This window comes from Virgibacillus proomii (assembly GCF_018916875.1).
Taxonomy (GTDB): domain Bacteria; phylum Bacillota; class Bacilli; order Bacillales; family Amphibacillaceae; genus Virgibacillus; species Virgibacillus proomii_B.
In genome coordinates, this window is the sequence record NZ_JAHLNO010000004.1 from 70,472 (window position 1) to 85,995 (window position 15,524).

Annotated in this window: 17 protein-coding genes; 11 read left to right on the forward strand and 6 right to left on the reverse strand. The window is 36.3% G+C overall.

Translation table 11 applies throughout. The annotated features are described in order from the left end of the window. The first annotated feature begins 87 nt into the window (after positions 1-87). Together KQI21_RS01555 and KQI21_RS01560 are read left to right on the forward strand one after the other, a co-directional pair. Complete coding sequence (locus tag KQI21_RS01555) at positions 88-1,077, forward strand: class I SAM-dependent methyltransferase (RefSeq protein ID WP_216482257.1); 990 nt, start codon at positions 88-90, stop codon at positions 1,075-1,077. Between the two features lie 6 nt (positions 1,078-1,083). Next, positions 1,084-2,274, forward strand: a complete 1,191-nt coding sequence (locus tag KQI21_RS01560; protein WP_216482258.1) for an acetate kinase — start codon at positions 1,084-1,086, stop codon at positions 2,272-2,274. A gap of 165 nt (positions 2,275-2,439) precedes the next feature. Here the strand turns inward: KQI21_RS01560 and KQI21_RS01565 are convergent, their stop codons facing one another. Next, entirely contained in the window at positions 2,440-2,874 is a 435-nt protein-coding gene (locus KQI21_RS01565) for a universal stress protein (protein ID WP_077321359.1), read from the reverse strand. 123 nt (positions 2,875-2,997) lie between these two features. Between KQI21_RS01565 and KQI21_RS01570 the strand changes: the two genes are divergently transcribed. Both KQI21_RS01570 and ald read left to right on the forward strand, forming a co-directional pair. Beyond that, on the forward strand, positions 2,998-3,159 hold the full coding sequence (locus tag KQI21_RS01570) for a hypothetical protein (RefSeq protein ID WP_216482259.1): 162 nt from the start codon (positions 2,998-3,000) through the stop codon (positions 3,157-3,159). A 115-nt stretch (positions 3,160-3,274) separates the two neighbouring features. Further along, positions 3,275-4,390: an alanine dehydrogenase gene (gene ald / locus KQI21_RS01575; RefSeq protein WP_216482260.1), complete on the forward strand. Its 1,116-nt coding sequence runs from the start codon at positions 3,275-3,277 to the stop codon at positions 4,388-4,390. A gap of 68 nt (positions 4,391-4,458) precedes the next feature. Here the strand turns inward: ald and KQI21_RS01580 are convergent, their stop codons facing one another. Continuing rightward, a complete protein-coding gene (locus KQI21_RS01580) occupies positions 4,459-5,556 on the reverse strand; it encodes a M24 family metallopeptidase (protein WP_216482261.1) in 1,098 nt (365 codons plus the stop codon). Between the two features lie 581 nt (positions 5,557-6,137). Between KQI21_RS01580 and KQI21_RS01585 the strand changes: the two genes are divergently transcribed. The 4 genes from KQI21_RS01585 (at position 6,138) to KQI21_RS01600 (ending at position 10,423) form a co-directional block, all read left to right on the forward strand. Continuing rightward, positions 6,138-6,818, forward strand: coding sequence for a metal-dependent hydrolase (locus KQI21_RS01585; RefSeq protein ID WP_216482262.1), 681 nt, complete (start codon positions 6,138-6,140; stop codon positions 6,816-6,818). 967 nt (positions 6,819-7,785) lie between these two features. After that, on the forward strand, positions 7,786-8,547 hold the full coding sequence (locus tag KQI21_RS01590) for a prepilin peptidase (RefSeq protein ID WP_216482263.1): 762 nt from the start codon (positions 7,786-7,788) through the stop codon (positions 8,545-8,547). A gap of 264 nt (positions 8,548-8,811) precedes the next feature. Next, positions 8,812-9,042 (forward strand): hypothetical protein, encoded by a 231-nt coding sequence (locus KQI21_RS01595; RefSeq protein WP_216482264.1) that lies wholly within the window; start codon positions 8,812-8,814, stop codon positions 9,040-9,042. 73 nt (positions 9,043-9,115) lie between these two features. Beyond that, positions 9,116-10,423 (forward strand): DRTGG domain-containing protein, encoded by a 1,308-nt coding sequence (locus tag KQI21_RS01600; RefSeq protein WP_216482265.1) that lies wholly within the window; start codon positions 9,116-9,118, stop codon positions 10,421-10,423. Positions 10,424-10,595: 172 nt separating this feature from the next. Here the strand turns inward: KQI21_RS01600 and KQI21_RS01605 are convergent, their stop codons facing one another. After that, positions 10,596-10,889 (reverse strand): YtpI family protein, encoded by a 294-nt coding sequence (locus KQI21_RS01605; protein WP_216482266.1) that lies wholly within the window; start codon positions 10,887-10,889, stop codon positions 10,596-10,598. A 410-nt stretch (positions 10,890-11,299) separates the two neighbouring features. Between KQI21_RS01605 and KQI21_RS01610 the strand changes: the two genes are divergently transcribed. The 3 genes from KQI21_RS01610 (at position 11,300) to KQI21_RS01620 (ending at position 13,519) form a co-directional block, all read left to right on the forward strand. Next, the gene (locus tag KQI21_RS01610) at positions 11,300-12,241 is read left to right on the forward strand and encodes a DHH family phosphoesterase (protein WP_216482267.1); all 942 of its coding nucleotides are present in this window, start codon (positions 11,300-11,302) and stop codon (positions 12,239-12,241) included. Positions 12,242-12,580: 339 nt separating this feature from the next. Continuing rightward, positions 12,581-13,132, forward strand: coding sequence for a DUF5067 domain-containing protein (locus KQI21_RS01615; protein WP_216482268.1), 552 nt, complete (start codon positions 12,581-12,583; stop codon positions 13,130-13,132). A 249-nt stretch (positions 13,133-13,381) separates the two neighbouring features. Next, positions 13,382-13,519: a hypothetical protein gene (locus KQI21_RS01620; protein ID WP_216482269.1), complete on the forward strand. Its 138-nt coding sequence runs from the start codon at positions 13,382-13,384 to the stop codon at positions 13,517-13,519. A 215-nt stretch (positions 13,520-13,734) separates the two neighbouring features. Here the strand turns inward: KQI21_RS01620 and KQI21_RS01625 are convergent, their stop codons facing one another. The 3 genes from KQI21_RS01625 to ytrH all read right to left on the reverse strand — a co-directional run bounded on the left by KQI21_RS01625 (position 13,735) and on the right by ytrH (position 15,501). Next, positions 13,735-13,926: a YtzJ family protein gene (locus KQI21_RS01625; RefSeq protein ID WP_077321349.1), complete on the reverse strand. Its 192-nt coding sequence runs from the start codon at positions 13,924-13,926 to the stop codon at positions 13,735-13,737. A 739-nt stretch (positions 13,927-14,665) separates the two neighbouring features. Beyond that, complete coding sequence (gene ytrI, locus KQI21_RS01630; RefSeq protein ID WP_216482270.1) at positions 14,666-15,169, reverse strand: sporulation membrane protein YtrI; 504 nt, start codon at positions 15,167-15,169, stop codon at positions 14,666-14,668. Then, complete coding sequence (gene ytrH, locus KQI21_RS01635) at positions 15,169-15,501, reverse strand: sporulation membrane protein YtrH (protein WP_216482271.1); 333 nt, start codon at positions 15,499-15,501, stop codon at positions 15,169-15,171. The genes ytrI and ytrH overlap by 1 nt, the downstream gene beginning before the upstream one ends. Positions 15,502-15,524: the final 23 nt, after the last annotated feature.

A 15,524-nucleotide genomic window follows, 5' to 3' on the forward strand; every position in this document is an offset into this window, starting at 1 on the left:
GTCGGAATACAGCAATCCGTTGTATAAACTGCACGCTTTTGGTACAATAGATTGCGCTTTGAATCGACCGAATGGAGGGTTCACTAGATGGAAAAATCGAATATAGAAGAACTATATGAATGGATGGACCATATAACACATCTTATTCAGCAATATGTGAATGAAACTTACTTAGATAGCTTAGCATATACGATGGAAATCTTGTTTCATCAAAAGGTTCCTGACGGTTTTGATAAACAATTAACTCATAAATTACAGCAGATATTAGATAAATTGAATATGGATACCTATACAACCGTTGAAATAAGAAAAGCTAATCAATTAGTTATATTAAAAGGTATGAAGGGTTCTACGCAACAGCAGCATATGATGACTCCTGAAACAGTGGCTTTAATTGTCGCTTATCTTAGTTCAAAATTATTTACGGATAAAAAGAAGCTGCGCATATTCGACCCTGCAGGAGGGACAGGAAATTTGCTTACAACAGTGCTTCATCAATTACCGCAAGCAAAGGAAGCATATGCAAGTGAAGTAGACCCGACATTAATACAGCTTGCTGCTTGGAATGCTAACTTACAAAAAATGCAAATTGAATTTTTCCATCAAGATAGCTTACAACCATTCTTGCTCGATCCTGTTGATTTAATTGTGTCAGATTTACCGGTTGGTTATTATCCAGATGATGTACATGCGAGGATCTTTGAATTAAAGGCAGAGGAAGGTCTTTCCTATGCTCACCATTTATTTTTAGAGCAAAGTCTCAATTATACAAAACCTGGTGGTTATCTTATTTTCATTATTCCAGAATTTTTATTTACGAGTGATCAGGCAGAGCAGTTGAGGCAATTTATTCATAAATATGCACATATTGTCGGTGTATTAAGCTTATCAGATACCGTTTTTCAATCAGAAAAGCATAGACGAAGTATTTTAATCTTACAGAAAAAAGGTCAGCATACGACTGCTCCAAATCAACCATTATTAGTAAAGATGCCATCTTTTTCGAATTCCAGTGCTATGGAAAATATTCTAGGTCAGATAAATAATTGGTTCCAGATGTATAATAAGAGGAGTTGAACAGCAATGAGTAATGTATTGGCAATTAATGCCGGTAGTTCATCTTTGAAATTCCAATTAATACAAATGCCAGAGGAACAAGTTCTTGCAAAAGGGATAGTAGAGAGAATAGGTCTTAATGAAGCTATCTTTGAAATGGAAGCTCAAGGTGAAAAGGATAAATTTGTAGGGGATATTCCAAATCATGAAGAAGCTGTTAAAAAGCTGTTAAATGGTTTAAAACAATCTGGTGTTATTGCTTCCCTCGAAGAGATTAATGCAGTTGGGCACCGGATTGTTCATGGTGGGGAAAAATTCACTGATTCTGTGTTAATCAATGAGCAAGTAACTAAAGAAATAGAAGAAATTTCTGAATTAGCACCTTTACACAACCCTGCACATTTAACAGGTATCTATGCATTTCAGGAGATTTTACCTAATGTACCGATGGTTGCAGTGTTTGATACAGCCTTCCATCAAACAATGCCTCCATCATCGTATTTATATAGCTTACCTTATAATTATTATAAAGATTATGGCATTCGTAAATATGGATTTCATGGCACATCCCATAAATATGTTTCGCAACGAGCTGCTGAAATGTTAGGTATACCAATTGAAAACTTGCGACTTATTTCCTGTCATTTAGGAAACGGATCAAGTATCGCAGCTATTCAAGGCGGAAAGTCGATTGATACATCGATGGGCTTTACACCTCTAGCTGGTCTAACAATGGGTACTCGTTCCGGAGATATTGATCCAGCACTTATCCCGTATATTATGGAAAAAACCGGTAAGTCGGCTGCTGAAGTGGTTCATGTATTAAATAAAGAAAGTGGAATGTTAGCTTTATCTGGTTTTTCTAGTGATCTTAGAGACATTGAAGAACAAGCTGATGAGAATTCACGTGCTAAATTAGCATTAGATGTATTTGCTGAAAGAATCCATAAATACATTGGGTCTTATGCAGCGAAAATGTCTGGTGTGGATGCGATAATCTTTACGGCTGGTGTCGGGGAAAATAGTATTCTGATTCGTGAAAAAGTATTACGTGGATTAGAATTTATGGGTGTTTACTGGGATCCTGCGTTAAACAAATCACGAGGAAAAGAGAAGTTTATTAACTATCCACACTCTCCGGTTAAAGTAATAATTATTCCGACAAATGAAGAAGTTATGATTGCGAGGGATACTATCCGTCTTACGGAAGGCAATTAAGTTTAAAGGTTTTGTATGGTATTATCCATCACAAAACCTTTATTAAATAACTCTATTCATACCCGTACTGCTATTTTTGTTATGATGGACAATGCGTTATAAGTCTAGCGATCGAGATCAAAGAGCAAGCAGCGCTTCCACATAGAAAACGCTGCCAGCTTTCTCTTAGCGTACAACAAGTACATCACAAGAAGCGTGGCGTGTAATGTTTTCAGAAACACTCCCAATTAAAAATCGCTCAACAGCATTCAAACCAGTGGCACCACAAACAATTAAATCTGCTTTAAACTCTTTTGCAATATCCTTAGGGATTTTTATTTTTGGTGAACCATATTCCACACAACGAACTAAATCTTCTAATCCGGCAGCTTTTGCTTTATCTACATAACTGTCTAATAATTCTTTAGCATATTCATCTGCCCGCTCTGCTAAAGTTCTGTCATAGGCCTCTGCAGTAGCAAAAGTTCGTGAATCAACCACATGTGCAAGAATTAGCCTTGCACTGTTTTGCTTGGCGAAATCCAGCGACTTCAAAAAAGCTTTTTCTGATGCTTCGGACCCATCAACTGCTACAAGAATATTTTTATACTTCACTTTAATCACCCCTTTCTTTAACTATATACCCTATTTGCTAAAGCAACAATCAAAAAATGTCAATTTTACTAAAATAATTACAGCAAATAAATGAATGATATGGACAAACTATAAACAAGGGGTGAAAATATGACGAAAAACAAGCGAGATATTCAACCACAGGAAATTTTAGAGAATGAAAAGGGAATAGAGGCTGTCCAAAATCAGTTAAATGAAAGCTATCAGGCTGGAGTAATAGAACAACGTCACAACAATAAGGGGATCCATACCTTTAATAATCAAAAGAAATAGAGAAAAAGTAGCCCACATGACAAGGTGGGTTACTTTCCCCTTTCCATTTTTTTAAATATTTGATACTGTTAGATTATATACATCTAATTAATAAGGTAGAAGGGGAGGTCATAAAATGAAAATAGGTGTGCCTAAGGAAATAAAGAATCATGAAAATAGAGTAGCAATGGCTCCGTCTGGAGTGCTTTCTTTAAGAAAAGCGGGTCATGAAGTTTATATTGAAACAGGTGCAGGTCTGGGATCAGGTTTTACAGACGAACAATATAAAGATGCAGGAGCTGCAATTGTTGGGACAGCAAAAGAAGCTTGGGCGCAGGAAATGGTTATGAAGGTAAAGGAGCCTTTACCGGAGGAATACATTTATTTTTATGATGGGCTGATTCTGTTTACATACTTGCACTTAGCTGCAGAACCAGACTTAACGAAAGTGTTAATGGATCATAAAGTAACAAGTATAGCTTACGAAACAGTACAATTACCAAATAATACGTTACCATTACTAACACCAATGAGTGAGGTTGCCGGTAAAATGGCATCGCAAATTGGGGCGCAATTTCTTGAGAAAACAAAGGGCGGAAAGGGGATTCTTTTAAGTGGAATACCTGGAGTTAGAAGAGCTAAAATAACCATCATTGGTGGCGGAGTGGTAGGAACAAATGCCGCTAAAATTGCTGTAGGATTAGGTGCTGATGTGACTGTGATTGATTTGAATCCAGAGCGTCTTCGTCAATTGGATGATATTTTTGGCTTTTCGATTAATACAATGATGTCCAATCCAATGAACATCGGCTTAGCATTAGAAGAATCGGACTTGGTCATTGGTGCTGTTTTAATACCGGGAGCAAAAGCTCCTAAATTAGTGACGGAAGATATGGTTAAGGCGATGTCTGACGGTTCTGTAATTGTAGATGTCGCGATTGACCAAGGAGGGATTTTTGAAACAAGTGATCATGTAACAACCCATGATAATCCAACATATACAAGGCATGGAGTTTTACATTATTCTGTTGCTAATATGCCCGGAGCCGTACCCAGAACCTCTACGATTGGATTAACCAATGTTACCGTTCCATATGCCTTACAGCTAGCAAATAAAGGGCTTGTTGAAGCAATTAAAAACAATGTATCCTTGCTAAAAGGGGTTAATACATGGAAGGGTCATGTTACTCATGAAGCTGTAGCAGCTGCGCATGGTTTCAAGTACGTTGACCCACATGCATTGCTTTTATAATATAAGTAATAAGCAGTAAAGAGCGATCTTTACTGCTTGTTTTAAATAAATTATACGAAGGTAATTTCTTAATCTACAATAATTAACTCTTTTGTGGCGGCAGTTAATACTTCGGGTCCTTTCGCCGTCATATAAATCATATCCTCAATACGTACACCTGCAACATTTGGAACATAAATACCCGGCTCAATAGTAAAACACATATTTTCTGCTAAAGGCAGTTTATTATCCTGATGCATCGACGGATATTCATGTGTCTCAATTCCTAAACCATGTCCAATCCGATGTGTAAAATATTCACCATATCCGCTCGCTGTAATATGATCACGAGCTATTTGATCCAATTTTCCAACTGGAACACCTAATTGTGCAGCTTTAATTGCTTTTTCCTCGGCAGCTAATACTGTATGATAAATTGTTTCTTGTTCTTTTGCAATTGATTTAAATGCGACTGTTCGCGTAATGTCAGAACAATATCCTTCATAGATCACTCCAAGATCAAAAAGTACTAAATCGCCTTTTTCCACTTTTTTCATGGAAGGTGTACCATGAGGAGAAGCAGTTTTTGCGCCCGTTAAAGCCATGGTTGAAAAGGACATTGCTTGGACACCTTGCTTTTTAAGCTCAAATTCAATAGTTGCGATGATTTCTAATTCGCTAATCCCTTCTTTAATAGCTGCAATTCCAGCTTTCACCCCGAAGTCAGCAAGCTCAGCAGCAGTTTTCAATTGCTCGTATTCATGTTTACTTTTAATTACTCGTAAATTAGCCAACAGCTCTTCTGCATTTATAACTTCTGTTTTGGGAAAATAATGCTGTAGCATATAATAACGATCTAAAGTAAAATGATTATGTTCAACACCCATAGTTTTGGGAAGTTTTTCCGCAGCTTTTAACTTTTCACAAAACATTTTCCATGGTTGTTCATGATCTTGATAAGCAATGATGTCGTATTTCCATCCTGCAGCTTTTGCATCTTCTTTTTCCATTTCCGGAAGAATGAGTAAGGGATCCATATTGTTGCTAAGATAAACACCTACCAATCGTTCATGTGGATCCGTATAGTAATTGCTTATGTAGTAAACATTAGCTGTTGAAGTGATGAACATACTGTCTAAATTCATTTCCTTCATTTTAGCTAGCAGCTTTTCAATTCTTTCCTTCATCCTTTACACCTTCTTTAAACAATATTAGGTTTATTATAGCAAATAAAGAGTTAATAAAAAAAGCACTTGAAATATTTATCCCGTATCGGAGGTACCCCTTAGACTCCCACGTCAATATTCGAGAATACGAAGAAGTCTAAAGGGAGATGGCTGTATTTAAATCCCCTATTGTTCGGGTCGGACAGGAAGAAAAAACCTCGACAGCGATACTTCGCACACAGAAAAAGTGTTTTGGAAAGGCTGGGAAGTGGTACATCACGGTTTTTTCAAGAATTTGGATCACAAGGTTTGTAACAGGACAAGGAAAGCTTCTTGAATAAGCATCGCACGCAGAAAAAGCGCTTTTCTTTTTCAAGGACAGAGCATGCTACGATAGCATTACATTGCATGCAGAAAAAGTGTACTTCTTTTTCAAGACGCCTGAGATTTTAATATTTGTTTTAATTCTTACCAATAGTGGAAAACAACGCTAAATGAAGTTTCACTTTATGATGATGTGTAAAAAAGAATGAAATCGGGTACAACCGTAATAGTTATCTTGGTATAATTAAATGCATAGTGAATGAAAGGGGAAGATGATTATGAAAGTATCCTATCATGGACATTCCGTTGTACAGGTGCAAACAGATACACATCAAATTCTAATTGATCCATTTATTTCAGGGAATGAAGCTTGTGACTTAGACACGGATAAAGTTCAACCAGATTATATTTTACTAACGCACGGACACAATGATCATGTAGGTGATACCATTACCATTGCTGAACGAACAAAAGCAACAATTGTAGCACCGAATGAATTAGCAGTATACTTAGGTACAAAAGGCTTACAAATACATCCAATGCATATTGGCGGGAAGCATACTTTTGACTTTGGAACGGTGAAATTTACTCAAGCATTTCACGGTTCAGCATTTACTGAAGAAGATGGTTCAACGGTTTATACAGGGATGCCCGCAGGGATTTTATTAACTATTGAAGGCAAAACTATTTACCATGCCGGTGATACAGGATTATTTTCAGATTTGAAGTTGATTGGAGAAATGAATGAGATTGATTTGGCTTTTCTCCCAATTGGTGATAACTTCACAATGGGGCCAGAAGATGCTTTGATTGCTGCCAAATGGGTGAAAGCAAAAACAGTAGTGCCAATCCATTACAATACCTTTCCAGTGATTGAACAGGATGCAGAGGCGTTTGCTAAGCAGGTGAGTCCAGGAATGGGGCAAGTTATGGAAATAGGTGAAACGATAACGATTTAGTTAAAAGCGGATAATTTAGGTCAGATCATCTGAAGAGTTGCTAGAAGGATGTTTTGAGTTGTGTTTTATTTTGGTGAGCTTGAACTGTTTACAACAAAAACAAGCTCACCTTTTTAATAAAGGGCATCTCTAAGCCCCCAAATTTAATGTCTTTGCATAGCTTCCTTTATACATTCCTCCGTTTATCCCGCATGTAAGGTGCCGTAAGCCTCCCACATCAAGAGCCTCAAGTTGATACACCAGGGTCTAAGTAGGAGAAAACGGCACCTAAAAGCCCGATTGGTTCAACTAAACATTCCGTGTTCCACGGAATGAAGTTTCACTTTATCCCGCATGTAAGGTGCCGTAAGCCTCCCACATCAAGAGCCTCGAGTTGATACACCAGGGTCTAAGTAGGAGAAAACGGCACCTAAAAGCCCGATTGGTTCAACTAAACATTCCGTGTTCCACGGAATGAAGTTTCACTTTATCCCGCATGTAAGGTGCCGTAAGCCTCCCACATCAAGACCGGAGTTGATACAAAAGGGTCTAAGTGGGAGAAAACGGCATCTAAATGCCCGATTTGTTCAAGGGCCTTTAGATCATACCCTTGCGGTACTAACATTCAGTAGGAGATGGAAGAAAACTCCTACTGATGAAGTTTCACTTTATCCCCTATGTACTGGCAGTAAGACCTGCTCTTTTAAGGTGAAACCTGGGAGAATAAGTCGAGAATCCAACTGCAAGTCAAATTTTCGATTCTGTTCATTCTAACAATTAGAAAACCCCGCTTATTTGAAGATTCACTTATTTTTTCAAAGTTCATACTATTTGCTTTATATATTTAAATTCAAAAAATCAGCTGGGTTAAGATGGCACGGTAAGATTTTAATATTCTAAGTATAAGTGCAACTAAGCGGTCGCCTGCGCTATGCTTGACACTTGCTAAGTTTTCTTTAAATATGCAAGATGATAAGGAGTAATTAGATTGGAAAATCATATATTCATACTTTTCTTTATTATAGGGTTGATCTTCGGTTCATTTTTTGTTGTAGTTGGTTTGCGATTACCAAAGCAGGAGTCTTTTGGAATGGACCGTTCTTATTGCTTATGCTGTAACAAACATTTACAATGGTACGAGTTAATTCCGGTACTTTCGTTTATTTTTTTAAAAGGAAAATGCAATAATTGCAATGCTTCTATTTCATGTCAGTATCCTTTGGTAGAAATAATAACAGGGTTACTCTTTGCCATTAGTTATTGGTTCATTGGGTTTAATTTAGAATTAATGATTGTTCTTCTGCTTCATTCAATGCTTGTTATTGCTTTAGTATCAGACCTCACCTATATGATTATCCCTAATACGTTGTTGTTATTCTTTCTTCCTTTATTCATCATTCTACGTAGTGTAGAACCACTCACACCGTGGTGGAGTCCTCTTATCGGTGGACTAGCTGGTTTAGTCATCCCATTAGTTATCATTATTATAAGTCGAGGTGGGATGGGAGTTGGCGATGCGAAACTGTTTGCCTTGATTGGATTTGTAATCGGTATAAAAAAACTATTGTTATGTTTTTTTCTAGCGTGTATCCTAGGTGCTTTCCTCGGTTTAATACTGATAATGTTGAAACAAATTAAACGCAAGCAGCCGGTACCATTTGTTCCAGCCATTTTGTTAGCCACATGGATTACCTATTATTTTGGCGATTACATGCTAGATTGGTATTTATCAAGCTTTATGTTTATTTAAGAAACTCCATCTATTTTTATATGATGGATATCTTTTCTAAAAAAGTAGCAGTTGTCTGGCTTATGCACTTAAACTGTAGCAAACTTCAAATTCTTCCCACGATAAGTTCAACAGGATCCTCACATCACCATGTCTTTTTCCCGTATCTGAGGTACCCTAAGACTCCTACTTTAAGAATGACAGAGAATAAGATTACGATAACGGAGGGCAGTAGTTCTGTATTTTTATTTTCCTTCATAGGTTAGAGTAAAGGGAGGGATATGGATGCGAGGACAATATGCTTTACTGCGGCTTTTATTAGCAGGATTTTTCTTATACTTAGCTTGGCCAAGAATACCACAAGCAGTAAAACCATTAGAATTGGTATTTTGGGGAGCATGGTTAGGATTTTTTCTCTTAGTTGTAGGTGCTAATATAGCATCGTTATTGCAATTGATTCAACCACCAATTATGGAACAGGAATATACAAAGCAACGAAGAACCTATAATCATTGAGTTTATTCCTGTTCAACTGTATAATAAATGATAAATAATTCATTAGTACAGTTGAAAGATGGTGTACGAGTCGATGAAAAGTAAGCATGAACAAATCATTGAGCATATTAGCTCATTAGAAATTGGCCATAAAATCTCCGTACGACAAATAGCAAAAAAGTTACATGTTAGTGACGGGACGGCTTATCGTGCAATAAAAGATGCAGAAAATAAAGGGCTCGTCAGTACTATCGAACGTGTAGGTACGATTCGGATTGAACAAAAGAAAAAAGATAATTTTGAGCGATTAACGTTTGCAGAGCTTATTAATATTGTAGAGGGGCAAGTCTTAGGCGGAAGAGAAGGATTGCATAAAACGCTAAACAAGTTTGTTATTGGTGCGATGCAATTAGATGCCATGATGCGTTATACAGAGGCAGGGTCACTCTTAATCGTAGGGAATCGATTCAAAGCTCATGAATTAGCTATTAAAGAAGGAGCGGCTGTATTAATTACAGGGGGCTTTGATACAGAAGATTATATCAAACGGCTTGCAGATGAACGGCAGCTGCCGATTATATCAACTAGCTATGATACATTTACAGTTGCTGCAATGATAAATCGAGCAATTTACGATCAACTCATTAAAAAAGAAATTATTCTCGTAGAAGATATTTATACACCTTATGAAAAGTCCTATTATTTACATGAAAAGGAAAAGATTGCGGATTGGTATTTACTCAATAAAAAATCGAAGCATACTCGCTTTCCAGTAGTGGACAATCGTAAACGAGTTGTTGGAATAGTAACTTCTAAAGATGTGGTTGGGAAATCATCCGAGACAGCGATTGAGAAAGTGATGAGCAAGCAGCCAAAAACTGTTCAAACAAACGTATCCTTAGCTTCAGTAGCACATATGATGGTGTGGGAGGGAATTGAAGTTATTCCAGTTACTGATGAACATAATCGTTTAGAGGGGATTATATCTAGACAAGATGTATTAAAAGCGTTACAACAAAATCAACGTCAACCGCAAATTGGGGAGACAATTGATGATATTGTATCTCGTAATTTGATGGAATTAGATGCTGAACAATATGTTTACGAAACAAAGGTTTCCCCACAAATGACTAACCAATTAGGTACACTTTCAAGTAGTGTTTTTACTGCTTTAATTACCGAAGCCAGCAGAAGAATGCTGTTACAATATAAAAAAGGGGATCTCGTTGCAGAAAATCTTACCCTCTATTTCATTCAACCAGTACAAATAGAAAGCACATTACAAATTAAGCCAAAGCTACTCGAAGTCGGTAGATTGTATGCGAAAATTGATATTGAAGTGTATGATGAGCAAAGGCTTGCTGGTAAAGGATTATTAATGGCACAATTAATCAATCGCTAACCTAATTGAAGCATATGAGCAGCAAAAAACTGTTTTAATAAAGAGAAAAGAGCTGACTACCACTTATGGGATAGTCAGCCAACTTATATATTAAAACGAAAAAGGTATTTAGGTTTTTACGAATACGTGCAATTAGCGATCTGCTGATGTTGGCTTGGCATTGCCTGTCTACTTATGAAAGATTTAATCGTTTCCATTCATTGCGATAATGTTTAACCTCTTTAATGCCTCGAAGAACGAGTGGGAGCCCAAATATTAGGAAGACAATACCAATAAACAAAGAAATTTGTGTCTGATAAAAAATATATTGATTAATAGTAAAGGCGGTTAGGAAGCTGCCTAAGCAGATTCGTGATTTTGCATGAAAGTAGGCCTGTTTTAGCCCATCGTTCGTTTTAACAATCGCCACTTTATAATATACATAAAGTACCAGAGATAAAAGAATAATGACAGCAAAAATAAACATGATATCTCTCCTAATTTAAAAAATATATTTTTTATTCCATATTAAGAACTTCTGTATGGAAGCAGTCAAAGCAAACAGAAGTAAAACGGTACCTTCGCTTCGGGTCGACAGGAAGAAAAACTTCGCACGCTTTTCTTTTTCAAGGGCTCGAAACCTTTGACAGCGACAAATCGTGATTATTTTCAGGACGCCCGTTGTTCCACTATAGGAAAGTATAAAACTTTATGTTTTATAATATAAGAAAAACTATAGCTTTTGCCATAAAGACTTGGCGACAAGCAAAGTTTTTCTAATATTTTTTAACAGTAGGGGGAGGAAAAGCCTTACAGAAGGAAGGTTACTTTATCTATTTTACCTTTTTTTGTACGATATAGCTATAGATTGAATTTGAAAAAGAAATAGGTGATAAGATGAAAAAAATATTAGAATCCATAAAAAGCTACGATACGATTATTATTCATCGCCATGTACGACCTGATCCAGATGCCATCGGCTCTCAAGTAGGATTAAAGGAAATAATTCAGCAATCGTTTCCCGAAAAAAAAGTTTTTGCTGTAGGAGCTGACGAACCATCTTTAACTTTTTTAGCACAAATGGATCATATTAGTGATGAACAGTATCAAAATGCACTTGTAATCATCTGCGATACAGCAAACACAAGTCGTATTTGTGATCAGCGATATAATTTAGGCAAGCAATTAATTAAAATTGACCACCATCCAAATGTAGATGCCTATGGCGATATCCAATGGGTGGATACAAGTGCCAGCTCGACAAGCGAAATGATTTATGATTTTTATTTACAAACAAAAGAATATGGATTAATTTGTAGCGATGCTGCTGCACGTTTATTGTATGCTGGAATTGTTGGAGATACAGGAAGATTTTTATATCCTAGTACAACGAAAAAAACCTTTTTACTCGCAGCAGAGCTTGTTACATATCGCTTTGATCGCTCTAAATTATATGATGGCATGTATAATATTTCCGACAAGTTAGCAAAGTTAAAAGGTTATATCTACCAAAATTTTAATCTATGGGACGGTGGTTTGGCATTTGTCAAGCTTACTAAAAGTGTTTTGGAAGAATTTAGAATCAAGCCAACAGAAATTGGACAACTAGTTAGTATTTTAGGAGACATAGAAGGAATTGTTGCTTGGGTTGTTTTCATTGAAGAGGAAGAACAAATTCGTGTCCGTTTACGTTCAAAAGGCCCAACTATTAATGAACTAGCTGCAAAATATAATGGTGGGGGACATCCATTAGCTTCCGGAGCAACAGTTACAACGTGGGAAGAAGCGGATGAAGTTATTAACGACTTACAAGATATATGTCAAGCCTTTAAAAAATAATTTCCTCGGATCTAAGGTGCTGTAAAATTCCGTTTCAAGAGTTATAGAGAATACGAAAACTTTAAGCGGTAAATCCGCTAAATGCCTAATTTGTTGGAGCGAAGGAACAAGAAAAGCTTCGCCAGCGATACTTTATAATTTGTTCAACGCCCTAGATTTTAGCCTTAGTCCCACCTCAAGGAGAAAAGCTCTACTAAATGAAATATGACTTTATAACTTTATTTTAAGTGTGTGTGTTCAAAAAAGAGTGCAGAAGAGTTAAGAAGCCTATTTTATATATTGAAAAATGTTGTCAACTACTCCATAATTAGAGTAACTACATATATGGGGGCTAAAGATATGAAGAAATACCTATTTGTTTTATTTACTGTAATGTTATTAGTTTTATCTGCATGCGGTGGATCAACCGAAAGTAACGATGCAGCAAACGAAGAAAGCAATGAAAGCAACGAAAGCACGGAATCAAACAGTAACAAAGATATATATTTCAAAGATAACGAAGCTAAGATTGAAGATTTAAAAATCAAAATAACAGAGACTAAAGTTATACCTGTCGGAGAACCGGGAAACGAACATGGAGAAAAGCCGGTATTCGCCATTTGGTATGAAGCGACGAACTTTACTGACAAAGACATAGATCCATCAACAGCTTGGATGGCGGTATTTACAGCGATACAAGACAATGATCCGAATGCAGTAAATGAGTTGGATATGGGTGGATTACCAGACGAAAATCATCTAGATACACAAACGGAAACTATAAAAAAAGATGGTACAGTAGAAAACTCCGTCGCTTATGAATTAGATGATTTAGAAACACCTGTAACCTTAGTAGCTAATCAAGGGGTTGCGGGCGACGAGATCGGTAGACAAGATTATGAAATAAAATAAAATACAATACAAGCAAAGGCACTCAATTAATGGGTGTCTTTTTCTTTTGTCCTAATAGCATGACTAGGACACTATGGATTAAGAGAAAAGATCGTGTGAGTATGAATATGGACCATCCTTACCCAGGTTTTGGAGGATGAGATAGAGAAACTTATACTTATGGTCTAAAGGTAATAAATTAAATGAATGTTTAAATTTAAGTTATCGGAATGCACTTGCGCATGATATATTTGATGCTAGGAGGATAATATGAAAGATGGATTATATACACCTGAAATTCGGAAAGGGCTTAGAAGTGTAATTAGAAAAAATAAAAACTATACTTATATTTATTTAAAAAATAGTTATGGAAAGGATGACTTCCTATGGATATTAAAACATATTTAAAGAAATTATACGATAACCGTTTGTTTAGAAAGCTAAAATTTTATACACAATAAAAAAGAACAATGTGTCATTTTTAATGGATGCTTCGAACATTTCTTTAATGAGAAAAGGGTCTTTAACCGATCAATGCAATAACAATTGCCAGGCTAAGGACCCTTTCAGGTATTGGAAAGTGGTATGCTGTATGTCTTTGTTTGTGAGAATGCTTTTTAAAATTAGCTGCTTTTATCTTTAGGTATGAACCAGCATCCAGAAGCGGTCTCTTCAGAAATTACATCTAAATGCTCTTTTTCTATATCACGTTTAATTAAGCGAATCAGTTCCTTGGATTCAGCATAGGCAGATGTGCCCTGTTTTAATCGAGCAATTTTTTCATCTCTTTGTTGTCTGTGGTTTATTACCCACATCGTTACCCACTCCTTTCATTTGCCTTAGTATATGAAAGTGTTTATCATGATGCTTTTTTAATTAATCTTAGTATAAGGTAAAAATAGATAGATTACGATAAATATTCCGATATTTCACAAAATGTTCACTTTTTCGGTGAAGTTTTAGTAAGGATAGAATAACAGTGATAATGGTAAAATGCTGATTACGTTGTATTTAGATACAATGGAAGTGGACTTTGTTTTTCAAACAAAACAGACGTTTAGGTAGATTTCTTTTTTCGGCAGCCTTTATTTTCATACTTTGTTTGACATCAGCTTTATCCCGCATGTAAGGTGCCGTAAGCCACCCACTTCAAGGCCTGAGTTGCTACAAAAGGGTCAAAGTGAGAGAAAACGGCACCTAAATGCCCGATTGGTTCAACTAAACATTCCGTGTTCCACGGAATGAAGTTTCACTTTATACGCTAATTTAATAAATTGGAAAATAATAATTCTGTTCGGTGTTGTTGCTTACGTCTTATTTACGGCTAGTTTGTTAACAGATTTGAACAAGTAATATGATCAATGCCTCCTGTTTTCTTTAAGGTGATACAATCATGACAGTTGTCTAAGCTAATGTCAATTGAAATGCTACTATTTTAATGAATATTTTAAAAACAAGCTAAATCTTTTTCAATGCATAGCTGTGGAAAATGCTACCCACGTCTTTCATCTTGTGTATTTTTAGCGTTTCATATATTAATTACAATTCCTGTTTTTACGAAGACCTCTGCGCTTTTGCAGTGATTTTAATATTATTCGAGATAATAAGCTTGCGAATGGAAAGTGTATAAGAAAAATCTTCGACTGTAAACGTCTTATTTTCAACCGTGGATATAAGCAATCTGTCGCTTTCTGCAATGATGGTAAGGTCCTTACCAATGACATGTTTTAATTCCTCTTGTACAAGCTCCTCTAATTTACCAGCAATTAATCGATCCATTCGCAATGTTTCTGCATTTTCAATCGATAGTGAAATAGACTCAATACTAACCTGTTTTGCCGATCTTTCATTTAATTCATCATTGTCCTCAAGTAAAGACTCATTTTGACTTCGTAATTGACTGACCTTATTATTTAGTTCATGATTTTCGATGAGTAAAGCTTCATACATCGTTCCATACATATAAATAAGTATGCAATATGCCATGACTGCCCCCGCCATTGCTCCAACAAAAAAACGCTGCCACGTAACTTTTTTGTGATATGGAGGGATATGCATTAGGATATTTCCTCCTGTGTCAGCCAACTTAATAATAAAATAGCCGTTTTCACCCCGCCCATTGCGGATAAAATGAATAACGCCTGTTTAAATAAATCCAGCGTTGATCCATCATAAATTCCCCTTTCAAAATTTGCAATTGCATCAAATGTACCGCCAATTGCTGCGACAATGGCCCAAATTCGCAGTTGAATTGCAATTCGTCCAATCTCTGTTAATGGCGGATTCCCAGTAATAAAAGCACCAATACTGCCGATGATGGAACCGCCAATAACTACACCAAAAGCAATAAAGTAACAATGAATAAATGTTTCAAAAAAACGTTCTTCCATTGAAGCACTCCTCTTTCAAACCC